This is a genomic window from Mediterranea sp. ET5 (assembly GCF_023337025.1).
In the GTDB taxonomy this organism is placed as follows: domain Bacteria; phylum Bacteroidota; class Bacteroidia; order Bacteroidales; family Bacteroidaceae; genus Phocaeicola_A.
The window spans coordinates 17,688-39,903 of record NZ_JAMBLN010000018.1; the positions used below are offsets into that span (position 1 = coordinate 17,688).

Below are 22,216 nucleotides of genomic sequence, written 5' to 3' on the forward strand. Positions count from 1 at the left end.
TATCCATGCAGACAGAACACATTTGCCGATAATACGGTCCTGCTGGCAGACAAATACTGACAGTTTCGTCCTTTCTCACGGACAGAAGATAAGGAAATGCAGCATCCTCCCGACACCGTGTCACGAACTCACAAACAGGCGTTTAGTTTATTTAACGCAATAATGGTTAGAACATCTTGCCGTAACAGATTCTTCATCGGGGCGAAACGGAGGTTTCAAATTCAAACCACGGCACGTAAAAACGACCGTGCGCCTACAGAATAAGTGTCAAAAACACGAACATCTGTAAGCGCACGGCAACGGGTCCGGAGGCAGCGCGTCAGCCCACAGCCGACAGGGCGGCGGTGGCTTTCTTCTCGGTGTATGCCTCCACGACGTTGATGACATAGTCGCCCAGCTTCTCGCACTCGGCAATGAGGTCCATGTAGTGGACACCCATCTGGTAACCGTACTCCCGGTTGTTGATGTCCATCACGTTCTGTGTCTTGAGCTGGTCGCGGTAGTTGTTGATTTCCTGCTCGATGTTGAACGACACGTTCGGGTCTACCTCGTGGGTGGTGTCGTTGAGCAGCGCCATCATCTGCATCATTGCCTCGTTGACGAACTGGAACATCAGTTCGATGTGTTCGTACTGCTTCTCCGTGAAGTCGGTCTTGCCGCTGTGCTTGTGGTTCAGCGTACGCGCCAGGTTGTAGCAGCTGTCGCCGATACTCTCGATTTCGGACACCTCGCGCAGCATCTCGCGTATCTGCTCCTTGCTCTCGGAGCTGAGGCGTCCCTCGGAGACGAGGTTCAGGTAGTTGGCTATCTCCACCTCCATGCGGTCGCTGATATTCTCGTACTTCTCGATGCGGGCGAACAGACGGGTGAAGGCGTCGTCGTCGGTTGTGTGGAGCAGGTCGCGCACAAAGCCGAACATGCGGTGGGTGCGCTTGGCGTAGAGGTTGATTTCCTTGCGTGCCTGGAGGATGGAGAGCTCTGCCGTCGACAGCAGGCCGCCCTCGATGTAGCGCAGGCGGAACTCCTCATCGTCGTCCTTCGCCTTGATGACACGGCAGATAATGCGTTCCATCGGCTTGATGAACCAAATCAGGATGAGCACGTTGCAGATATTGAAGCAGGTGTGGAACGCCGAGAGCGCATAGGTGATTGCGATGTGAGGCGACGCGTCGGGTGCCATCCAGCGGACCAGCCCCCGCACCATGTCGACGAAGGGATGGAACACACACAGCACCCAGATGACTCCGAAGGTGTTGAAGATGAAGTGGGCGAACGCCGCACGCCGTGCCTGCGCATTGCCCGTCAGCGCCGCGATGTTGGAGGTGACCGTCGTGCCGATGTTCTCGCCCATGACCAGCGCGATGCCCATGTACAGGTCGAGCACGCCGCCGGAACAGAGAATCAGCGTGATTGCCATGACCGCTGCCGACGACTGTACCAGCATGGTCAGCACGCTGCCGACCAACAGGAAGAGCAGCGTCGAGAGGAACCCCCAGCCCCGGCACGAGGCGATGAAGCTGATGACCGCCTCGTTGTGCTCCAGGTCCATGGTCAGCGCGTTCTCCCGAAGGGTCGTCAGACCGAGGAACATGAACGAGAAGCCAAAAATAAACTCTCCGAATGACTTGCGCCCGCTCTTGCGGGAGAAAATCAAGGGGAGAGCTACAGCAAACAGGGGGAAAACGAAGTTGCTCATGTTCATCTGGAAACCGAATATCGACATAATCCACGCAGTGAGCGTCGTGCCGATGTTCGCACCCATGATGACGGAGATGGCTTGTGCCAGTGTCAGCAGGCCGGCGTTGACGAAGCTGACCGTCATGACCGTCGTCGCAGTGGACGACTGGACGGCGCCGGTAACGAACGCGCCCGTGAGCAACCCCGTGAACCGGTTCGTCGTCATGGCGCCAAGGATGTGGCGGAGGTGTCCGCCCGTGAGCTTCTGAAGTCCCTCGCTCATGGTCTTCATGCCATACATGAGCAGTGCCAAAGAGCCGAGAAGCTTTAAAAATACGAAAATAGACATGTGGTTTATCTTTATTAATAGAGTCTCCTACCACGCCTCATCCCGATTATGCCTATCTTTAGCCACAGGCTTCCCCACCGACGGGAGACAGCCGCCAAACGAACCGCATAATTGTAACAGGAATGAAACAAGTAATACAAATCTGCTGCAAAAATAATGAAAAAACTCAGAGCTTTCCTATCGGGAGCTCACTTTTGCAAATCTACAAAGGCTTCGGACTCGACATGCCCTACGGCGTGGTGAGTGCCAAGGTGAACAACCACGTGGAGGGTCTGAACTTCCGGGTCTACCACAACAAGGATGTGGAGTTCCTCGACATCTCCAGCGAATCGGGACTGCGCACCTACGTCCGCTCGCTCTGCTTCGTGCTCTGCAAGGCGGTCGCGGACGTATTCCCCGACGGACAAATCCTGCTGGAGCACCCCGTCTCGCGGGGCTACTACTGCAGCCTGCGCATCGGGCGTGAACCGGAGCTCGCCGACGTCACCCGCATCAAGCAGCGCATGGCGGAAATCATCGCCGCCGACCTGCCCTTCCACCGCATCGAGCAACATTCCGAGGAGGCAATCCGCCTCTTCGAGCAGAAGGGCATGACGGACAAGGTGAAGCTCCTGCGCACGACGGGACGGCTCTATACCTATTATTATACGCTCGACGGATTCGTGGACTACTACTACGGTAGCCTCCTCCCCTCGACGGGACACCTGCACCTGTTCGACCTGGTGAAGTACTACGACGGGCTGCTCCTCCGCTTCCCCGACCGCATGAACCCCTCCGTACTGGGCGAGATGGTCAAGCAGGAGAAGATGTTCGACGTCTTCAACGAGAACCGCCGCTGGCAGGAAATCATGGGCGTGAGCACGGTGGGCGACTTCAACGAGGCGATTGCCGAAGGACACGCCACGGACCTCATCAACGTTGCCGAGGCACTGCAGGAGAAGCGCATCGCCCGCATCGCAGACGACATCTGCGCGCGCCCTGACGTGAAGGTGGTGCTCATCTCCGGTCCCTCGTCGTCGGGCAAGACGACCTTCAGCAAGCGGCTCTCCGTCCAGCTCATGGCGAACGGCAAGCGCCCCCACCCCATCTCGCTCGACGACTACTTCGTCGACCGCCAGCACACGCCGCTGGACGCCGACGGGAACTATGACTACGAGTCGCTCTATGCGCTGGACCTCGACCTGTTCAACCAGCACATCCGTTCGCTCATCGCCGGCGAACAGGTGGAGCTGCCGCGCTTCAACTTCACCACCGGGGCGCGCGAGTACCGGGGCGACTTCCTGCACCTGGAGGAGAACGCCATCCTCATCCTCGAAGGCATCCACGCACTGAACCCCGAGCTGACGCCCCACATCCCGGAAGCGAACAAGTACCGCGTGTACGTGTCCGCCCTGACGACCATCTCGCTCGACAACCACAACTACATCCCCACGACGGACAACCGTCTGCTGCGACGCATCATCCGCGACTACAACTACCGGGGCTACTCCGCCGAGGAGACCATCCTGCGCTGGCCGAGCGTACGGGCAGGTGAGGCGAAATGGATTTTCCCGTACCAGGAGAACGCCGACGCCATGTTCAACTCCGCATTGCTCTTCGAGCTGTCGGTGCTCAAGAGCCACGTGGAGCCTGTGCTGTACCGCGTCCCCGAGTCGTCACCGGCCCACTCGGAGGCTTACCGCCTGCGCCGCTTCCTCGAGTACTTCATCCCCGTGCCGGACCGCGACCTTCCGCCGACCTCGCTCCTCAGGGAGTTCCTGGGTGGAAGCAGCTTCACCTACTGACCCAGACGTGTCCGCTCCAGGTCCAGTCCCGTCGGCGACTGGAAGACGTGGAGGCCGAAACGCGGGAGGACGGCAAGGCACACCTCGAGCACCTCAGCCTGCAGCATCTCGTAGGGAATCCATGAACGGTCGGCCGAGAAGAAGTAGAGCTCCAACGGGAGACCCTGCGGACCGGGCTGGAGCTGGCGTATCATCAGCGTCAGCTCCGCATTGATGCGCGGGTTACGACGCAGGCAGTCGGTGAAATAGGCACGGAACACGCGCAGGTTGACCACCTCCTTCTCATCCTTCAGCGGGGCGAACCACTCCTCATCGGCATAGGCGGACAGCTCCTCGGGCGTGCAGAAACGGATGCTCTGCATGTCGATGTTCACCGAGCGCTTTACCCGGCGCCCGCCGCTCTCCTGCATCACACGCCAGTTCTCAAAGGAGTCGCTCACGAGCGTGTAAGGCGGGACCGTCGTCACGGAGTTGTCCCAGTTGAGCACCTTCACCGTCGTCAGGTTGACCTCCGTCACCATGCCGTCGATGCCCTGCTTGGGGATTTTGATCCAGTCGCCCGGACGGAGCATGTCGTTGGCAGAGAGCTGCACCCCGGCGACCAGTCCGATAATGGTGTCCTTGAATATCAACATCAGCACGGTGGCGGCGGCACCCAGGGCGGTGAACAGTGCCAGGGGCGAACGGTTCACCAGGACACTCACCACGCCGATGACGCCGACACAGATGACGATAATCTTCAGCATCTGGTAGACGCCCTTCAGCGGGCGGTCGCGCAGGTCCTCGTGCTGCGTCGAGAGCTCATAGACCGACGAGATGAGAGCGGTGAAGAACCGGATACCCACGATGATGAGCCATATCTGGGAGATGCGCAGCAGGATGTCGAGCCACAGCCCCGTGCCGATGAACACGTAGGGAATCACGACATAGACCACCATCGCAGGCACGAGGTGGGAGATGCTGCGCAACACGCGGGGATTGAAGAGGTAGTCGTCCCACGTGGCCTTGGTCTTCGACACGACCTTCGCGACGAGGGGGATGACCACCCGACGGCAAATCAGGCCGACGAGGTAACCGAACAGGAGAACTGCCACGAGCCAGAGCACGCGGTGGAGGGTGGAAGTGGAGTCTTCGCCCATGAGGTAGCCTTCAGAGCGCAACCACTGGTCGAAGGTGCGAAACATATCTTCATTCATAAGGCAACTAATTTTCTGCAAAGATACAGGGCAATTGACAATGGACAACGTTTCAATTGACAATTGACAATGGACAATTGACAATTGACAATTGCCCTTCGGCATGGGAGCTGTCCAACAAGGCAATAATTGTCCATTGTCAATTGTCCATTGTCAATTGCCTTGTATCTTTGCACCGTATTAACGAACCAAGCTCTACGTGTTATGGAAAACCGGAACACATCGGGACGGGCGGAACGCGAACGGCGCATCTACCGCGTGACCATCGTCGGCAGCGTGGTCAACCTCGCCCTCCTCCTCTTCAAGTTTGCCGCGGGCATCCTCGGGCGCAGTGCCGCCATGCTCGCCGATGCCGTCCATTCGCTGTCGGACTTCGTCACGGACGTCATCGTACTCCTCTTCGTACGCATCTCCAACAAGCCGCAGGACAAGGACCACGACTACGGGCACGGGAAGTACGAGACCCTTGCCACGGCACTCATCGGCATCATCCTCTTCTTCGTCGGACTGGGCATCTTCTGGAACGGCGCACGCTCCATCTGGGCGTTCGTCCGTGGGGAAACGCTCGAAGCGCCCGGCACCCTTGCCCTCGTGGCAGCCCTCCTCTCCATCGTCACCAAGGAAATACTCTACCGCTACACCGTCATCGTGGGACGGCGCGAACAGTCACAGGCGGTCATCGCCAACGCCTGGCACCACCGCAGCGACGCCCTCTCGTCGGTCGGCACGGCAGTGGGCATCGGCGGAGCCATCCTGCTGGGCGACAACTGGCGTGTGCTCGACCCCGTGGCAGCCGTGGTGGTGAGCATCTTCATCGTGAAGGTAGCGTGGGAAATGGTCGTCCCGTGTGCCAACGAACTCATGGAGCAGTCGCTGCCCGAGCAGACCGAACGGGAAATCGAGGAGATTCTCCTCAGCTTCCCCGGCGTGACGGAACCGCACAACCTGCGCACCCGCCGCGTGGGCAACAACTGCGCCATCGATGTGCACGTCCGCATGGACGGCAACCTCACCCTCCACCAGTCACACGAGACCACACGCGCCATGGAGCAGCGCCTGCGCGAGCTCCTGGGCGAAGGGACGTTCATCAACATCCACGTCGAGCCGGCGAAAGGGTAAGTCAGGAGGAGAGGTCCTCGCGGAAGTAGTTGGCAAACTGGTAACTGTTGTTGTGTGACAGGATTTCCTTGTTCGTCTTGTCGCCCTTGGGCGTCCGTTTCTCCTTCCAGTCACTGGGCGTCATGCCCGTGTACCGCTTGAAACACTTGGTGAAGTACTTCGGGTCGTTAAAGCCCGTCATGTAGGCTATCTGGGAGAAGTTGTAGTCGCCGCGCAACAACTCGATGGCGTAGGCAATGCGCACACGGTGCATGAACTCCACGGGCGTCAGTCCGGTGACGGACTTTATCTTGCGGTAGAGCATGGAGCGGCTGATGTTCATCCGCTTGGCAAACAGCTCGATGCTCAGCCCGGCATTGTCCATGTTCTCGCGCATGAAGCGGACGATTTGTGCCAGGAACTCGTCGTTGCTGTTCCACGGCAGCACGTCCGTCCCCGTCGGTCGGCGCGCCCCTCCCGTCAGTCGTTCAGCGGACGGCTCCGCCGCCGCTGCTCCCTCCGGGTTGTCGCGTCGCTGCTGCTCCTCCTCGTGGCGGTGCAGCAACTGGTGGGCGTGCAGCAGCTCCGTGCGTATGTTCTCCTCCTGCTGCTTCAGCCGTTCGACGGTGCGGCGGCACTCCGTCAGCTCCGCCTCCAGACGGGCTATCTCCCCGTCCTTCTCCCGCCCTTCTTCCAACTGGTGCGCATGCGCCTCCTCCAGGTCGGCATGTTCCCTCTCGAGTGTCAGCAGACGGGCACAACGCTCCTGCAAGTCCGTATATCCCCCACGGAGGGTATCATACCGACGCCCCGCCTCATCGAGCAGCATCTGCTCCTTCTCCAGCGTCAGCGTCAGCTCGTTGCACGCCTCCTCCAGCTTCCGGTGCGTGGCGTCCAGCTCGTCGTACGCCTGGCTCTTCTCCGCATAGTGCATCTTCAGCTCCGCATGCTCTCTCCGGACCTCGGAGCACATCCGTTGGTTACGGCGCAGCACATGGAGCAGATAGCCGACGAGCAGCAGGAGCACGACCGCCGCACAGACCGCAGCCAGGAGGCCGTTCTGCAGGTCATACGTACTCCCCGTGGCAGCTTCCAGCCGGACACAACAGGCGGACAAGCAAAGAATGGTCAACGTTCGCATCATAAACAAGTCTTATCTGAGGATTCTACGGCAAAGATAGCTTTTCAATTGACAATTGGCAATGGACCAGGAACAATTATCTCAACTGAGGATGGACAACCGTCTGCGAATCAGGGACGAGCACTCGCCTGTGCATGACGCACGAAAGCACAAGAGGGGCGACCGCTCCGGTCGTCCCTCTTGTCTCCGCCTGATAAGTTCATACCCACGCCGAAGGGAAATTGTCAATTGTCAATTGTCAATTGTCAATTATCCTAGTCCCTGTCGAGGTCGACGAGGTTGCCCTTGAAGTCGAACGTCATCTCCCAGCGGTTGGAGAGCTTGACCTCATATTCCTTGTCATCCTTGTCCTTTTCGACGCTGATGATTTTGGTGTCGGGGTGATTCTCGGACACGTATTTGGTGATGAACGAGGGCACGGCAGCAGCGGGCACCTGGCTGTACTTGCACTCTATCTCCTTCCACTCACCGTTGCGGTAGAACTCCACGTTGTCGCCGTTAGCGAAGACAACCACGTATACTTTCTCAAGGAAGTCGGTCTCCACCTTCGAAATCACCACTTTCTTGTCAGCGAAATGTTGCTTGATGAACTGTTGCGCACTTTGCGGGAACTGGGTCACCGGCATCGAACGTTCGTTGTCGGCTTTCACTTGGGCAGATACCAGGGTAAACATGCAAACGAGGGCAAATAATACTTTTTTCATACGATAGAATATTTAAAGTTAGACATTTATGTTTTTAGTTACGGATGAGACGGTTGCCAATCGACAAGGAATGATACCGTCCGGTTGGACCGGGAACATCGTCCGATTGGACCGGGCGACCAGACCGGTCGCCCCTACATTCACCGCCTGATGGACATCCCCCAACGCCGAAGGGAAATTGTCAATTGTCCATTGTCAATTGTCAATTGAAACGTTGTCAATTGTCAATTATCCTAGTCCCTGTCGAGGTCGACGAGGTTGCCTTTCAGGTCGAACGTCAGCTCCCAGCGGTTGGAGAGCTTGACCTCGTAGAAGCGTCGGTTGTCCTTATACCCCAGCTTCCATATCTTCTGGTCGGCATGGTTCTCCGCCACGTAGCGTCGGATGAACTCGGGGACGGCGGACGAGGGTACCTCCGTGTACTTGCACTCGATTTCTTCCCATTGTCCGTGGCGGTCGAACTCGACCTTGTTCCCGTTGGTAAATATCACGTCGTAGCTGCGGTCGAAGAAGTCGCTTTCCATCTTTGCCAGTGCCACCTTCACCCCCTTGAAGTGCTCGCGGATGAAGCTTTGTGCCTTCTCCGGCAACTGGTCAATGCGGATGGGACGGTCGTCGTCGTTCGTCGCTCGTGCCGTACAGACGGCAATCAGGCACAGGAGGCTCATCAGAATCTTTTTCATAGTCCTACGTTTTTGTCGGGTTTCACTTGTTGTTTCGTTCTTACACTGCAAAATTCGGGTGTAAATCTGAAAAGAATCTGAATCGGACGAAAAAAAATAAGGCTATTGACAAGGGGATTGTTGGACCGGGATGCGTCGGTTCATTGGATGGGGTGCGTCGGGTGTTTGAATGGGGTGCGCCGGGTGTTTGAATTGGACACATCCGTTTATTGGACCGGGCGACCAGACCGGTCGCCCCTACATTTTTTGGAATGTTTTGTTTATGGGGTCCGACGTTTTTATCAATTTGTCAAAATGTCAAATGAACCGTCCGAGAATGCCCACGGTTGCGCCAAAATACGGATTGGTGACCGGGAAAGGAATTTTCAGGCGGTTTGTGAAATACACATTGACAGGGTTTCCGTCGGTTTCTTTTCTTTCTGTCTCCTTTCTCCATCCATCCGTTCCCTTCCGTCGGTCTTTTCACACGGACGGACGCAATTTCACACATCGGAAATCGTGCCCCTTCGGTCTCTAAAAAATGGGGACAGGTGGTTGTTTTCGTACGGACGAACGACCACGACGGTGCGGACACGTCCGTACGACGGTAGTCGTTCGTCCGTACGAAGCCAATCACAGGTGCTTCGGACCGTGGAAATAGGTTCGGCGGATGCTTTTTTTGCGTTAGAAACGGTATAATTATGTAAAGATACGTTTATCCTGATACGTTCTGACGGACGTGTCTTAAAATATTTAACGCGCAATTTTCTAATTGGGACGATTTTGCGAAAATATGCGTTACCTGAAAACGGCAAATCGGGAAAATATGATGTTAAAACCGGACTTTCAATTGACAATTGACAATTGATAATTGACAATGGACAATTATCGCCTTGTAGACACATCCCCCACGCCGCAAGGTAATTGTCAATTGTCCATTGTCAATTGTCAATTGTGTTATGTCGCCCCTACATTCGCCGCCTTATGGGCTCGGTCTTCATGTCACAAGACAAGGCAACCTGCCCAATGAAAACGGGCCCGTGCAACTCTCCGGTCAGGAGATGTCGCACGAGCCCGCACGCCCTTGGATGGGTAGAAATCTTAACTTTAATCCTCTACAACCTGGAAGTCTTCCTTTCCAACGCCGCAGACGGGGCATACCCAGTCTTCGGGAATATCTTCAAACGCAGTGCCCGGAGCAATGCCGCTTTCGGGATCACCTACCTCGGGGTCGTAAACCCAGTCACATACAGTGCAAATGTACTTCTTCATAAGTTCGTTAGCTAAATGGTTTGTAATCGTTTTAACTTTGGACACGACAAAGAAAGTAAATACTTCCGAATGGTCGTCATTCTTTTAACAACATTTTGAAAAGTTCGTCCATTCCGTCGGATGCGCCCTTGGTAATGGTGTGCACGGGCGATGCGCTATGGACCGCAACCGCCTTCGGGTCGATGACGTAGACGGGCACGCCGGGACGGATGTAACGGACGAGTCCGGCGGCGGGATAGACCTGCATCGACGTGCCGATGATGACGAAGATGTCGGCAGTCTCGGCTTCGGCGATGGCATCCTCAAAACGAGGCACCGCCTCGCCGAACCACACGATGAACGGACGCAGCTGCGAGCCGTCGGCAGCCTTGTCCCCCAGGCGGATGACGGGCCTGGCGGGGTCGATGTCGCAGATGCACGACGGGTCGTTCGGGTTGCGGCTGGAGGTCGCCTTCATCAGCTCGCCGTGCAGGTGGATGACGTGCGAACTGCCGGCACGCTCATGCAGGTTGTCCACGTTCTGTGTCACGACCGTGACGTCAAAGTGTTGCTCCAACGCTGCCACCATCCGGTGACCGTGGTTCGGCTCGGTGCGCAGCAGCTCCGCGCGACGCGCGTTGTAGAAGTCCAGCACCAGACCGGGGTCCGCCTCGTAGCCTTCGATGCTGGCGACCTGCTGCACCGGGTAGTTCTCCCACAACCCGTCGGAGTCGCGGAACGTCTTGATGCCGCTTTCGGCACTCATGCCTGCGCCCGTCAGCAGCACAATCTTTTGCTTTTTCATGAATGATTCCTCCTTGTTTGGTGATTAAAGGCAAAATTATGAAAAAATCATTGTGACCCACTCGTTAACTGCAAATATTCAGCTACCTTTGCACCGTTTCAACAAGAATCACAGTCTCAAAACAACTAAGTAAGGAAACAGACATGGATAAATTCAGTTACTCCATCGGGTTGGGCATTGGCCAGAACCTGAAAGGCATGGGAACGGCGGACCTGAACGTCGAGGACTTCGCACAGGCAGTCAAGGACGTTCTCACGGGTGCCGAGCCTGCCATCTCGCACACCGAAGCCCGCCAGATAGTCAACGAATATTTCGAGAAGCTCGAAGAACGGATGAACGCCGAGAACATCGAGAAGGGCAAGGCGTTCCTCGAAGCCAACAAGAACAACCCGAACGTGAAGGTGCTCCCCAGCGGACTGCAATACGAGGTCATCCGCGAGGGCAACGGCAAACGTCCGAAAGCCACCGACCAGGTGCGCTGCCACTACGAGGGAACGCTCATAGACGGCACCCTCTTCGACAGCTCCATCCAGCGCGGCGAACCCGCCGTCTTCGGCGTGAACCAGGTCATCAAGGGATGGGTGGAAGCCCTCCAGCTGATGAGCGAAGGGGCGAAATGGAAGCTCTACATCCCCTCCGAACTGGGTTACGGCGCAGCAGGGGCAGGCGCGATGATTCCGCCCCACAGCGTGCTCATCTTCGAGGTCGAGCTCATCGAGGTGCTCTGATGCGCACACAGACAAAGAACTACAAATCAAACAAACAGATAAGCAAATGAAAAAGTTAGGTATTGCATTGATTGCCGCCGCAGGCCTCTTCGCTTCGTGCGCCGGCAACGCTCCCACAGCCACGTTCAAGTCCGGCGTCGACACTCTGTCGTATGCAGCCGGTGTGGCAAACACCCGCGGTCTGCGCCCCTACCTGGAGCAGCAGATGGGCATCGACTCCACTCAGATGAAGGACTTCATCCGCGGTCTGAAGACAGGTGTGAAGGCTTCCGAGGATGAGAAGCAGAAGGCTTACTATGCCGGCATCCAGATCGGACAGCAGGTGAAGACGATGATTGACCGTTTCAACTACGAGTTGAGCGGCAACGACTCTGTCCGCGTGGTGAACGATGACAACTTCCTCGCTGCTTTCATCGCTGCCGCCATGGAGGACAACAAGGGCATGATGATGGACATGGACAGCGCGATGAACTACCTGCAGAACAACATGGAGCGCATCAAGTCGGACTACCTCGCCGAGACATACGCCGAATACAAGGCTGCCAACGAGAAGTTCCTCGCCGAGAACAAGACGAAGGAAGGTGTCAAGACCACTCCGAGCGGCCTGCAGTACAAGGTGCTCGTGGAAGGCAAGGGCGAAGTGCCTGCTGCTGATTCCCGCGTGAAGGTGAACTACAAGGGTACGCTCATCGACGGCACCGAGTTCGACAGCTCCTACAAGCGCAATACACCGGCTACCTTCGGCGTCAGCCAGGTCATCAAGGGCTGGACTGAGGCTCTGAAGATGATGCCCGTCGGCTCGAAGTGGCAGATTTTCGTTCCGCAGGAACTGGCTTACGGTTCACGTGAAACAGGCAAAATCAAGCCGTTCTCTACGCTCGTCTTCGAGGTTGAACTGCTCGAAATCGTAAAGGACGATAAGAAATAAAATCCGCAGGCGTTGCCTTCGGTAATTCCAACATGCATTTTGAAAGGAGGTCTCCTGCCCCGCAACGGGCAAGGACCTCCTTTCTTCTTGATGGCGATGCACATTCGCCGCCTTGCGGAATCGTTTCCACGCCGAAGGGCAATTGTCAATTGTCCATTGTCAATTGTCAATTAAATCGTTGTCAATTGTCCATTGAGGAACGTAAGCTCCGTAAAATAATCTTTCATCCTTATAAAAAACGGACGGTTCGACAGGCAGGCACGGAGAAACGCCTTATCTTTGCAGGAAATCCAAACGGCTAATCAAACACATCGTTATGAAGATACGCAACTACATGATGCTCATCTGCGCCACGGTGGCATTGGGATGCCTCTCGTGTGCCAACAGCAAGAAAACATCGGCTGCCGAAGGGGAGACGACGGAGAAGGCGGTGCAGGTGCCTGCCTTCAATGCCGACAGTGCCTACCTCTACGTCAAGCAACAGGTGGACTTCGGTCCGCGCACACCGAACAGCCGGGCGCACGACCTCTGCGGTGACTACCTGGCCGCACGGCTGGAGTCCTTCGGCGCGAAGGTCTACAACCAGCGTGCCGACCTGACGGGCTATGACGGCAAGACGCTCAAGGCACGCAACATCATCGGCGCGTTCAACCCCGATGCCAAGCGGCGCGTACTGCTCTGCGCACACTGGGACACCCGTCCGTGGGCAGACAACGACCCCGACGAGGCAAACCACCACAAGCCTATCCTGGGCGCGAACGACGGCGCCAGCGGAGTGGGCGTGCTGCTCGAAGTGGCGCGCCAGCTGCAACAGCAGGCTCCCGCCATCGGTGTCGACATCATCTTCTTCGACATGGAGGACTCCGGCACCCCGCAGTTCGCCTCATCCATGGGCGACGACAGCCACACCTGGTGCCTGGGCTCGCAATACTGGGCACGGGCTCCCCACGTGCAGGGCTACAATGCACGCTTCGGCATCCTCCTCGACATGGTGGGCGGCAAGGGGGCGACCTTCCTGCGTGAGGGCTACTCCATGCAGCATGCCCCGTCCGTGGTGAAGAAGGTGTGGAAGGCTGCCGCCAAGCTGGGCTTCGGGAACTACTTCATCGACGAGGACGGCGGCTATGTGAACGACGACCACGGTCCGGTGAACGAGCTCGCACGCATCCCGTGCATCGACATCATCAACTGCTCACTGACCGACGAGCTGTCGAGCTTCGGCAACTTCTGGCATACGCTCGACGACAACATGGACGTCATCGACCGCGCCACCTTGCAGGCAGTGGGACAGACCGTCCTCCACGTGGTGTACAACGAGAAATAACCTTGCAAGGGACAAGGGAGCATGGACAACCGGACGTGGCTCCGGCGGCGTGCCGGCACACTCGGGACAAACGGACGCCCTTACCTTATATATACAGGCGTCCGCTGACCGCCACCGGACGGCCGTGGCTCCTTGCCTGCTGTTCCTTTCCAACTGAAACCACTTTCTTATGACTATGACAATAAACGAACTACAAGACGAAGTCATCGCCGAGTTCAGTGACTTCGACGACTGGATGGACAGATACCAACTGCTCATCGACCTGGGCAATGAACAGGCTCCCCTGGACGAAGCCTACAAGACGGATTCCAACCTGATCGAGGGCTGCCAGAGCCGTGTGTGGCTGCAAGCCGACCTCATCGACGGGAAGGTGCACTTCCAGGCGGAGAGCGACGCGCTCATCGTCAAGGGCATCGTCGCCCTGCTCATCCGTGTGGTGTCCGACCATACGCCGGACGAAATCCTCAACGCCGACCTGTACTTCATCGACCGCATCGGGTTGAAGGAGCACCTCTCCCCCACGCGCAGCAACGGACTGCTGGCGATGGTCAAGCAGATGCGCATGTACGCCCTCGCCTTCAAGGCAATGAACAGCTGACGGATGGGCAAGGGCGTATTGCTGGGCATGAGCGGCGGCACTGACAGTTCGGTTGCCGCCCTTCTTTTGCAGGAGCAGGGCTACGAGGTGACGGGCATCACCTTCCGCTTCCACGAGGACGAAGGCGACACCGCCTACCTGGACGATGCCCGCGAGGTGGCGGCACAGCTGGGCATCCGTCACCTGACCTACGACGCCCGCGAGGTGTTCAGGCAGACGGTCGAGGACTACTTCGTCCGCGAGTACCTGGCGGGACGCACACCCGTGCCCTGCACCCTGTGCAACAACCTGCTGAAGTGGCCCCTCCTCTGCCGGGTCGCCGACCGCGAGGACATCCCCCACGTGGCGACGGGACACTACGTCCGCACCGTGAACGACGGCGGACTGCACTACATCGTCCGCGGGGCCGACCCCGACAAGGACCAGTCCTTCTTCCTCTGGGGTCTGCCTCAGGAGGTCATCCGCCGGATGGTGCTCCCCATGGGCGGACGGACGAAGGCGGAGGTGCGCCGTCTCGCGGCAGAACGCGGGTTGCGCAAGGCAGCCGTCAAGCGCGACAGCCTGGGCGTGTGCTTCTGCCCCGGAGACTACCGTCCGTACCTCCGTGCGCGGGTTGCCGACGGACGCATCCGCCCGGGCTGGTTCTACGATGAGGACGGCACGCCCCTGGGCAGGCACGAGGGCTACCCGTTCTACACCATCGGGCAGCGGCGCGGACTGGGACTCTGGCTCAACCGTCCCGTCTTCGTGAAGGACATCGACCCGACGACCAACCGCGTCACGCTCTCACCCCTCTCCTCGCTCGAACGCCGGGAGATGGTGCTCACCGACTGGCGCGTGGTCCGCCCCGACGACGTGCTCGGCCGCTCCGACGTCGACGTCCGGATACGCTACCGCAAGCAGCTCAACCGCGCCACCGTCACCCTCCTCCCCGACGGACGCCTGCACGTCCGCCTCCACGAACCCCTCACCGCCATTGCCCCCGGACAGGCCGCCGCATTCTACCGGGGCGACCGCGTGCTGGGCGGAGGGATTATTGCCTGAAAGTACATACGTGCACACAAAAATTCGCTAACTTTGCCTCGCTAAACCACTATTCATGCGACAAGGGAATTATCAGATACAGAAACAACAACAGATACAGACGCTCTCCCCCCAGCAGGTGCTGGCAGTGAAGTTGCTCGAGCTGCCCACCGTCGAGCTGGAAGAGAGGGTCAAGGCGGAACTGCTCGACAATCCTGCCCTGGAGGAAGGCGAGGCCCCCGCAACCGCACAGGAGGACGGCGACGACTACACCGCCGGACCCGCCGACGACGAGGCTGCTGCCATCACCCCCGAAGACATGGAACTGGGTGACTACAGGACGGAAGACGACATCCCCGACTACAAGCTGCACGAACCGAAGACGCCGGCTGCACAGGCCGAGGAGATCCCCTTCTCCGAAGCGGTATCGTTCTACGAGCTCCTGAAGCAGCAGCTGGGCGAACGTGAACTGACCGACCGTCAGCGGCAACTGGCAGAATACCTCATCGGCTCGCTCGACGACGACGGCCTGTTGCGCAAGGACTTCAACTCCATCAGTGACGAGCTGCTGTTCAACTACGGCCTGGAGACCACCCCTGCCGAACTGGAGGATGCCCTGCACGTCATCCAGGACTTCGACCCGCCCGGAGTGGGCGCACGAAGCCTCCAGGAGTGCCTGCTCATCCAGATACGGCGCAAGGACGACTCCCCGCTGAAGACGCTGGAGCAGGACATCATCGGCAAGTGCTACGACGAGTTCACCCACAAGCATTGGGACAAAATCAAGCAGCGCCTCGGACTCACCGACGCGCAGTTTGAGGACGCCAAGAACGACCTCGTGCGGCTCAACCCGCGCCCGGGCAGTTCGCTGGGCGAGACCGTAGGCCGCCCCAACCAGCAGATTGTGCCCGACTTCCTGGTCGAGACCCTGGACGACGGAACGGTGACCCTCGCGCTCAATGACCACTCCGTGCCCGAGCTGCACGTCAGCCGAGAGTTCGCCGACATGCTGGACGAGCACACCCGCAACCGCGCCAACCAGAGCAAGGAGTCACGAGAGACGATGATGTTCCTCAAGCAGAAGATGGACGCCGCCCAGAGCTTTATCAATGCCGTCAAGCAGCGCCAGCAGACGATGCTCAGCACGATGCGCGCCATCATCGACCTCCAGATGCCCTTCTTCCGCGAGGGCGACGAGTCGCTGCTCCGCCCGATGATACTCAAGGACGTGGCCGCACTCACCGGACTCGACATCTCCACCATCTCGCGTGTGAGCAACAGCAAGTACGTGCAGACGAACTATGGCATCTATCCCCTGAAGTTCTTCTTCAGCGACGGCTATACGACTGACGAAGGCGAGGAGCTATCCGTCCGCGAGATACGACGCGTGCTGAAGGAGTGTGTCGAGAAGGAAGACAAGTCGCACCCGCTCACCGACGACGAGCTGGCGCGCATACTGAAAGACAAAGGATTCGCCATCGCCCGGCGGACGGTAGCCAAGTACCGCGAGCAACTGGGCATCCCGGTGGCGCGACTACGAAAATAGACCGCTTTGCTGTATGGAAGAGAAGTATTTACGCACGGCAGCCCATCTGCTGTCCATCATATTCAGGCCGTTCTACGTCCCCACGGTCGGCTTCATCGCGCTGTTCCTGTTTACCTACCTGGGGCTATTGCCCATGCGCTACCAGGTCATCATCGTGGGCGTGGTCTATCTGTTCACGGTGGTACTCCCGATGCTGGCCATCTATTTCTACCAGAAGGTGAACGGGTGGAGCCTGCGCCACCTGGGACATCGTGAGAAGCGCATCGTCCCCTATGCCATGACCATCGCCTCCTACGTCACCTGCCTGCTGCTGATGTACCGCATGGGCATCCCGCGCTTCATGTCGGGCATCCTGGTGTCATCGCTGCTCGCCATAGTCATCTGCGCGCTGGTGAACATCTGGTGGAAAATCAGCGTCCACATGGCAGCCATCGGGCAGTTCATCGGCGGGATGGTGTCGTTCAGCCTGCTGTTCTACTACGACGGGGTGGGATGGTTCTGTCTTGCCATCATCGTGGCAGGCCTGCTGGGCACGTCGCGCATCATCCTGCGGCAGCACAGCCTCAGCGAGGTCATCGTCGGCTTCCTCGTGGGCCTGGTCTGCGGGATTGCCGGCATCCTGTTCATCTGACGCGGACGGGCGATGCGCCGTCCCTGACCGGGTCCGTCCGCTCCGCCAACCGCATGCAAAAACATCAATTCACTATAAAACCAAAGACTATGAAACCTGTTGTAAGCATTATCATGGGAAGTACGTCCGACCTCCCAGTCATGGAGAAGGCAGCTCAGCTGCTTGACGAAATGCAAATCCCCTTTGAAATCAATGCGCTCTCCGCACATCGCACCCCCGAGGCTGTCGAGGCATTCGCCAAGGGCGCACGCGACCGCGGACTGAAGGTCATCATTGCCGCCGCCGGTATGGCTGCTGCCCTTCCGGGCGTGATTGCTGCCAACACCACCCTGCCCGTCATCGGCGTACCCGTGAAAGGCTCCATGCTCGACGGCGTGGACGCCCTCTACTCCATCATCCAGATGCCTGCCGGAATCCCTGTGGCTACGGTCGCCATCAACGGCGCCATGAATGCCGCCATCCTTGCCGTACAGATGCTAGCCCTGAGCGATGAGGAGCTCGCCGCCCGCTTCGCCGCCTACAAGGAGGGACTGAAGCAGAAGATTGTCAAGGCGAACGAGGACCTCAAGGCGGTGAAGTACGCTTACAAGACCAACTGAGCCCCGTCATGACAGACCTATTCAACTACGAACGCCGGGCGACGCACGAGGTGCAGGTCGGCGCCACACCGATGGGGGCTGCCAACCCCATACGCATCCAGTCGATGACCAACACGCCGACGCGCGACACCGAAGCGTCCGTCGCACAGGCAAAGCGAATCATCGACGCCGGAGGAGAGTACGTACGGCTCACCACCCAGGGAGTGGCAGAGGCTGAGAACCTGCGCAACATCAACGCCGCCCTGCGCTCGCAAGGCTACCTGACGCCCCTTGTGGCAGACGTCCACTTCAACCCCAAGGTGGCGGAAGTAGCTGCACTCTATGCCGAGAAGGTGCGCATCAACCCGGGCAACTACGTCGATGCCGCACGCACCTTCAAGCACCTGGAATATACCGACGAGGAGTATGCACGCGAACTGGAGAAGATACGCGCACGCTTCGTCCCCCTGCTCGACATCTGCAAGGCAAACCATACCGCCCTGCGCATCGGTGTGAACCACGGCTCGCTCTCCGACCGCATCATGTCGCGCTACGGCGACACGCCCGAGGGGATGGTGGAGTCGTGCATGGAGTTCCTGCGCATCTGCGTGGAGGAGAACTTCCGCGACGTGGTGGTCTCCATCAAGGCGAGCAACACCGTCGTCATGGTGAAGACCGTCCGGCTCATGGCTGCTGTCATGGAGCGGGAAGGGATGGACTTTCCCCTCCATCTCGGCGTGACCGAGGCGGGTGACGGCGAGGACGGACGCATCAAGTCGGCACTGGGCATCGGCGCCCTGCTTGCCGACGGACTGGGCGACACCATCCGCGTGTCCCTCAGCGAAGAGCCGGAGGCGGAAATACCCGTAGCACGCAAACTCGTCGACCATGTGCTCGCCCGTCAGGGACACCCCTACATCCCCGGACAGGCACCTGCCTCGTTCGACTACCTCTCGCCGGTACGCCGCCACACACGGGCAGTGGGCAACATCGGGGGCGAGAACGTCCCCGTGGTCATTGCCGAGGGCATCGTCGAGCGCACCGAGGTCAACCCGCAGTTCCAACCCGACTACATCTACGCCGCCCGTGCCCTGCCGGAGAAGCGCGAGGCGTGCGGCTACATCCTCGATGCCGACTGCTGGAGCGGCGAGGTGGGCACCTATCCTGCCTTCATGCCGTCGGGCGAAGGCGACGAGCCGCTCTTCCTGAAGCTCATGCAGTGCCCCGCGCCGATGAAGTTCCTCTTCCTGACCTACATGGCTTGCGACGACGAGATGCTCGCGCTCCTGCGCCACCACCCCGAGGTCGTGGTCATCGCACAGAGCAACCACCCCAACCGGCTGGGCGAGCTGCGCGGACTGGTCCACCAGCTCACGTGCGCCGGACTGGAGAACCCGGTGGTGATGTTCGAGCACTACGATGAGCGCGACGCGGAGGACCTGCAAATCAAGGCGGCAGCCGACCTGGGCGCCCTGCTCTTTGACGGACTGTGCGACGGCATCTTCCTCTACAACCAGGGGACGCTGCCTTCGACCGTGGTCGACGCTACCGCCTTCGGCATCCTCCAAGCTGCCCGCGTGCGGACGAGCAAGACCGAGTACATCGCCTGTCCGAGCTGCGGACGCACCCTCTTCGACCTGCAGGACACGCTGGCACGCATCAAGGCTGCCACCGCCCACCTGAAAGGACTGAAGATTGGCGTCATGGGCTGCATCGTCAACGGTCCGGGCGAGATGGCGGACGCCGACTACGGCTACGTCGGTGCCGGACGCGGACGGGTGAGCCTCTACCGACGCAAGGAGTGCGTCGAGAAGAACATCCCCGCCGAGGAGGCAGTGGACAAGCTGCTGGAACTGATACGACGGGACCGGGGCGAATAAGTCTCTCCCGAAAGATAACTGAAGAAGAAGGTGTGTCAACGAGCGCACCTTCTTTTTTTATGCCCGATTCCCTCCCGTCATCCGGACTTTCTCCCGGCAAGCACCGTCGTCCGACGGACGGGAGACAAAGGTTCCCCTCGCTCAACCCAAGGGCTTGACTCACTGCACACACGCTCTTAATCTGATAAGCACAGGGACTTGACAGACCAAAGTATAATACTTTAGCAGCCTAAGTATAATACTTAGGTGGTCTAAGTATCATACTTTGGTAGGCTAAGTATTATACTTTGGTCTGTCAATCCCACGTGGGTACGCAGCTAAAGCCCCGTGCACAGGCGACTGAAGGCATGCGCTTGAGCCGTCAGGCACAAAGGACGGAAGATAATGCCGACAAGCACACCCCCTCTTTTCAAAAATGAAAAGGGTGCACCGCCCATCGCGATACACCCTCTGTCTCTTCGTCCGTCTGGCGGAACGCCTTCGGGAACAGGTCCGTGGCTGTGTGTGAAGGTCACCTCATCGCCAACGCCTTGTTCTCGGCTGCCTCCATGATGGCACGTTCGCCCGGGCCCTTGTCGTTGATGCCGCAAAGGTGCAGGATGCCGTGGATGATGACCCGGTTCAGCTCGTCCTCGTAGGTCGTGCCGACCTGCTCCGCATTGGAACGCACGGTGTCAAGGCTGATAAAGAGGTCGCCGCTGATGACGTCCCCCTCGGTGTAGTCGAAGGTGATGATGTCGGTGTAGTAGTCGTGTTGCAGGTACTCGCGGTTCACCTCCAGTATCTTCTCGTCGTTGCAGAAGATGTAGGCTATCTCGCCCACCTGCTTGCCGTAGGTCGCAGCCACGGCTTTCACCCAGGCGCTGTTCTCGCGCCGCTTGATGGACGGCATCTTCACGCCGTCGGTGTTGTAACTGATCATATCGTTTGAGTTTATACGTTAGGCAATGGACTATCAGAAGAACAGGTACGCCATGCAGATGGCAGCAATCACACCGGCGAGGTCGGCCAGCAGTCCGCAGCCGACGGCGTGGCGCGTATGACGGATGCCCACACTGCCGAAGTAGACTGCCAGGATGTAGAACGTCGTGTCCGTCGACCCCTGGAAGATGCACGCCAGACGGCCCACGAACGAGTCGGCTCCGTAGGTCGCCATGGCATCGACCATCAGTCCGCGTGCCCCGCTGCCGCTCAACGGCTTCATCAACGCCGTGGGCAACGCACCCACGAAGTCGGTGTCACCACCGCATGCAGACACGACCCACGCGATGCCGTCCACCAGCATGTCCATCGCTCCCGATGCACGGAACACCCCGATGCCCACCAGGATGGCGACCAGGTAGGGGATGATGCGGACTGCCGTACTGAAGCCCTCCTTCGCCCCTTCGATGAACGTGTCGTAGACGTTGATGCGCCGACGTACGCCCGAGAGGATAAAGCCTATAATGATAAGGAACAGCAGGATGTTTGCCGCCGACGTCGACACGGCGTCAATCTGCACCTGCGACAGACTGCCGAAGCCCCAGATGAGGAGCGACACAACGACCGACGCACCGCCCAGGGCGATGAGCAACGTCCGGTTGAGCAGGTTGATGCGCTGGCAGAAGCTGACGCAGAGGATGCCCGCCAGCGTGGAGAAGAAGGTGGCAATGAGCAGGGGGACGAAGATGTCCGTCGGCTGTGCAGCCCCCATCTGTGCCCGGTAGACCATGATGCTGATGGGGATGACGGTCAGCCCCGACGTGTTGAGCACGAGGAACATGATCATAGGGTTCGTCGCCGTGTCCTTCCGCGGATTCAGCTCCTGGAGCTGCTCCATCGCCTTCAGACCCATCGGGGTGGCGGCATTGTCCAGTCCCAGCATGTTCGCAGCAATGTTCATGAAGATGGTCCCCGTGACAGGATGCCCCTTGGGGATGTCGGGGAAGAGCCGGCAAAAGAGCGGACTCAGCCAGCGTGCCAGCAGACTGACGACACCGCCCCGCTCGCCGATGCGCATGATGCCCAGCCAAAGAGAGAGCACACCCGTCAGCCCCAACGAAATCTCAAAGGCAGTCTTCGCCGAGTCAAAGGTGGAGCTGACCATCGCGGGAAACACCGTGGTGTCTCCCCAGAAAAGGAGCTTGGCGACCGCCATGACGAAGGCGATCAGGAAAAAGGCTATCCAAATGTAGTTCAGTACCATAAGCTGTCGTATCAATGCTCCGCACGGGAGGATGTGCAAAAGTAACACATCTTGCGGACATACGGAACGAATCCACCGCCCAAGAAGGCAGCGCGTCCGGCACACCGACGCGAAGGACATTCCACCGG

General features: G+C 58.8%; 20 protein-coding genes. 11 read left to right on the plus strand and 9 right to left on the minus strand.

Annotated features, from left to right (window positions below; genetic code table 11):
• Nucleotides 1-319: 319 nt before the first annotated feature.
• The gene (locus tag M3087_RS11015) at nt 320-2,026 is read right to left on the minus strand and encodes a Na/Pi cotransporter family protein (RefSeq protein ID WP_022385345.1); all 1,707 of its coding nucleotides are present in this window, start codon (nt 2,024-2,026) and stop codon (nt 320-322) included.
• Nucleotides 2,027-2,148: 122 nt separating this feature from the next.
• Between M3087_RS11015 and M3087_RS11020 the strand changes: the two genes are divergently transcribed.
• The gene (locus M3087_RS11020) at nt 2,149-3,810 is read left to right on the plus strand and encodes a nucleoside kinase (protein ID WP_249095720.1); all 1,662 of its coding nucleotides are present in this window, start codon (nt 2,149-2,151) and stop codon (nt 3,808-3,810) included.
• Here M3087_RS11020 and M3087_RS11025 read toward each other — a convergent pair.
• A complete protein-coding gene (locus M3087_RS11025; protein WP_410797059.1) occupies nt 3,804-4,994 on the minus strand; it encodes a mechanosensitive ion channel family protein in 1,191 nt (396 codons plus the stop codon). The two genes, M3087_RS11020 and M3087_RS11025, sit on opposite strands and share 7 nt — an antisense overlap.
• Nucleotides 4,995-5,210: 216 nt before the next feature.
• Between M3087_RS11025 and M3087_RS11030 the strand changes: the two genes are divergently transcribed.
• Nucleotides 5,211-6,125 (plus strand): cation diffusion facilitator family transporter, encoded by a 915-nt coding sequence (locus M3087_RS11030; protein ID WP_249095723.1) that lies wholly within the window; start codon nt 5,211-5,213, stop codon nt 6,123-6,125.
• A gap of 1 nt (nt 6,126) precedes the next feature.
• On the opposite strand, the gene M3087_RS11035 is transcribed toward M3087_RS11030, so the two are convergent.
• The 5 genes from M3087_RS11035 to M3087_RS11055 form a co-directional block, all read right to left on the minus strand.
• Nucleotides 6,127-7,248: a helix-turn-helix domain-containing protein gene (locus M3087_RS11035; RefSeq protein ID WP_249095725.1), complete on the minus strand. Its 1,122-nt coding sequence runs from the start codon at nt 7,246-7,248 to the stop codon at nt 6,127-6,129.
• A gap of 251 nt (nt 7,249-7,499) precedes the next feature.
• Nucleotides 7,500-7,949 carry a PepSY-like domain-containing protein gene (locus M3087_RS11040; RefSeq protein WP_249095727.1) on the minus strand — a complete coding sequence of 150 codons (450 nt, stop codon included), beginning with the start codon at nt 7,947-7,949 and terminating at the stop codon, nt 7,500-7,502.
• Nucleotides 7,950-8,182: 233 nt separating this feature from the next.
• Nucleotides 8,183-8,632 (minus strand): PepSY-like domain-containing protein, encoded by a 450-nt coding sequence (locus tag M3087_RS11045; protein ID WP_249095729.1) that lies wholly within the window; start codon nt 8,630-8,632, stop codon nt 8,183-8,185.
• A 1,086-nt stretch (nt 8,633-9,718) separates the two neighbouring features.
• Complete coding sequence (rd, locus tag M3087_RS11050; RefSeq protein WP_022385338.1) at nt 9,719-9,883, minus strand: rubredoxin; 165 nt, start codon at nt 9,881-9,883, stop codon at nt 9,719-9,721.
• Between the two features lie 76 nt (nt 9,884-9,959).
• Nucleotides 9,960-10,667 carry an SIR2 family NAD-dependent protein deacylase gene (locus tag M3087_RS11055; RefSeq protein WP_022385337.1) on the minus strand — a complete coding sequence of 236 codons (708 nt, stop codon included), beginning with the start codon at nt 10,665-10,667 and terminating at the stop codon, nt 9,960-9,962.
• A gap of 143 nt (nt 10,668-10,810) precedes the next feature.
• On the opposite strand from M3087_RS11055, the gene M3087_RS11060 reads away from it, so the two are divergent.
• The 9 genes from M3087_RS11060 (at nt 10,811) to M3087_RS11100 (ending at nt 19,903) form a co-directional block, all read left to right on the plus strand.
• Nucleotides 10,811-11,395: an FKBP-type peptidyl-prolyl cis-trans isomerase gene (locus M3087_RS11060; protein ID WP_022385336.1), complete on the plus strand. Its 585-nt coding sequence runs from the start codon at nt 10,811-10,813 to the stop codon at nt 11,393-11,395.
• Between the two features lie 46 nt (nt 11,396-11,441).
• The gene (locus M3087_RS11065) at nt 11,442-12,323 is read left to right on the plus strand and encodes an FKBP-type peptidyl-prolyl cis-trans isomerase (RefSeq protein WP_249095731.1); all 882 of its coding nucleotides are present in this window, start codon (nt 11,442-11,444) and stop codon (nt 12,321-12,323) included.
• A 316-nt stretch (nt 12,324-12,639) separates the two neighbouring features.
• Complete coding sequence (locus M3087_RS11070; RefSeq protein WP_249095733.1) at nt 12,640-13,647, plus strand: M20 family metallopeptidase; 1,008 nt, start codon at nt 12,640-12,642, stop codon at nt 13,645-13,647.
• 175 nt (nt 13,648-13,822) lie between these two features.
• Nucleotides 13,823-14,245, plus strand: a complete 423-nt coding sequence (locus M3087_RS11075) for a SufE family protein (RefSeq protein WP_106484011.1) — start codon at nt 13,823-13,825, stop codon at nt 14,243-14,245.
• Nucleotides 14,246-14,248: 3 nt separating this feature from the next.
• Nucleotides 14,249-15,289 carry a tRNA 2-thiouridine(34) synthase MnmA gene (gene mnmA / locus M3087_RS11080; RefSeq protein WP_249095735.1) on the plus strand — a complete coding sequence of 347 codons (1,041 nt, stop codon included), beginning with the start codon at nt 14,249-14,251 and terminating at the stop codon, nt 15,287-15,289.
• 55 nt (nt 15,290-15,344) lie between these two features.
• On the plus strand, nt 15,345-16,814 hold the full coding sequence (gene rpoN / locus M3087_RS11085) for an RNA polymerase factor sigma-54 (protein WP_022385331.1): 1,470 nt from the start codon (nt 15,345-15,347) through the stop codon (nt 16,812-16,814).
• A 13-nt stretch (nt 16,815-16,827) separates the two neighbouring features.
• Nucleotides 16,828-17,445, plus strand: a complete 618-nt coding sequence (locus tag M3087_RS11090) for a hypothetical protein (protein ID WP_022385330.1) — start codon at nt 16,828-16,830, stop codon at nt 17,443-17,445.
• An 89-nt stretch (nt 17,446-17,534) separates the two neighbouring features.
• Nucleotides 17,535-18,044, plus strand: a complete 510-nt coding sequence (gene purE / locus M3087_RS11095) for a 5-(carboxyamino)imidazole ribonucleotide mutase (protein ID WP_106484008.1) — start codon at nt 17,535-17,537, stop codon at nt 18,042-18,044.
• Between the two features lie 8 nt (nt 18,045-18,052).
• Nucleotides 18,053-19,903: a 4-hydroxy-3-methylbut-2-en-1-yl diphosphate synthase gene (locus M3087_RS11100; RefSeq protein ID WP_022385328.1), complete on the plus strand. Its 1,851-nt coding sequence runs from the start codon at nt 18,053-18,055 to the stop codon at nt 19,901-19,903.
• Between the two features lie 511 nt (nt 19,904-20,414).
• Here M3087_RS11100 and ybeY read toward each other — a convergent pair.
• Complete coding sequence (ybeY, locus tag M3087_RS11105) at nt 20,415-20,825, minus strand: rRNA maturation RNase YbeY (protein ID WP_022385327.1); 411 nt, start codon at nt 20,823-20,825, stop codon at nt 20,415-20,417.
• Between the two features lie 33 nt (nt 20,826-20,858).
• Entirely contained in the window at nt 20,859-22,088 is a 1,230-nt protein-coding gene (locus tag M3087_RS11110; protein ID WP_106484006.1) for a nucleoside recognition domain-containing protein, read from the minus strand.
• Nucleotides 22,089-22,216 lie beyond the last annotated feature (128 nt).

Excerpts from the sequence above, each read along its gene's own strand:
- M3087_RS11015 (WP_022385345.1), bottom strand. The coding sequence starts at position 2,026 with ATGTCTATTTTCGTATTTTTAAAGCTTCTCGGCTCTTTGGCACTGCTC.
- M3087_RS11035 (WP_249095725.1), bottom strand. The coding sequence starts at position 7,248 with ATGATGCGAACGTTGACCATTCTTTGCTTGTCCGCCTGTTGTGTCCGG.
- M3087_RS11060 (WP_022385336.1), top strand. The coding sequence starts at position 10,811 with ATGGATAAATTCAGTTACTCCATCGGGTTGGGCATTGGCCAGAACCTG.
- M3087_RS11075 (WP_106484011.1), top strand. The coding sequence starts at position 13,823 with ATGACAATAAACGAACTACAAGACGAAGTCATCGCCGAGTTCAGTGAC.
- M3087_RS11110 (WP_106484006.1), bottom strand. The coding sequence starts at position 22,088 with ATGGTACTGAACTACATTTGGATAGCCTTTTTCCTGATCGCCTTCGTC.
- M3087_RS11065 (WP_249095731.1), top strand. The coding sequence starts at position 11,442 with ATGAAAAAGTTAGGTATTGCATTGATTGCCGCCGCAGGCCTCTTCGCT.
- rpoN (WP_022385331.1), top strand. The coding sequence starts at position 15,345 with ATGCGACAAGGGAATTATCAGATACAGAAACAACAACAGATACAGACG.
- rd (WP_022385338.1), bottom strand. The coding sequence starts at position 9,883 with ATGAAGAAGTACATTTGCACTGTATGTGACTGGGTTTACGACCCCGAG.
- M3087_RS11040 (WP_249095727.1), bottom strand. The coding sequence starts at position 7,949 with ATGAAAAAAGTATTATTTGCCCTCGTTTGCATGTTTACCCTGGTATCT.
- M3087_RS11045 (WP_249095729.1), bottom strand. The coding sequence starts at position 8,632 with ATGAAAAAGATTCTGATGAGCCTCCTGTGCCTGATTGCCGTCTGTACG.
- mnmA (WP_249095735.1), top strand. The coding sequence starts at position 14,249 with ATGGGCAAGGGCGTATTGCTGGGCATGAGCGGCGGCACTGACAGTTCG.
- ybeY (WP_022385327.1), bottom strand. The coding sequence starts at position 20,825 with ATGATCAGTTACAACACCGACGGCGTGAAGATGCCGTCCATCAAGCGG.
- M3087_RS11070 (WP_249095733.1), top strand. The coding sequence starts at position 12,640 with ATGAAGATACGCAACTACATGATGCTCATCTGCGCCACGGTGGCATTG.
- M3087_RS11100 (WP_022385328.1), top strand. The coding sequence starts at position 18,053 with ATGACAGACCTATTCAACTACGAACGCCGGGCGACGCACGAGGTGCAG.
- purE (WP_106484008.1), top strand. The coding sequence starts at position 17,535 with ATGAAACCTGTTGTAAGCATTATCATGGGAAGTACGTCCGACCTCCCA.
- M3087_RS11090 (WP_022385330.1), top strand. The coding sequence starts at position 16,828 with ATGGAAGAGAAGTATTTACGCACGGCAGCCCATCTGCTGTCCATCATA.
- M3087_RS11030 (WP_249095723.1), top strand. The coding sequence starts at position 5,211 with ATGGAAAACCGGAACACATCGGGACGGGCGGAACGCGAACGGCGCATC.
- M3087_RS11055 (WP_022385337.1), bottom strand. The coding sequence starts at position 10,667 with ATGAAAAAGCAAAAGATTGTGCTGCTGACGGGCGCAGGCATGAGTGCC.
- M3087_RS11025 (WP_410797059.1), bottom strand. The coding sequence starts at position 4,994 with ATGTTTCGCACCTTCGACCAGTGGTTGCGCTCTGAAGGCTACCTCATG.
- M3087_RS11020 (WP_249095720.1), top strand. The coding sequence starts at position 2,149 with ATGAAACAAGTAATACAAATCTGCTGCAAAAATAATGAAAAAACTCAG.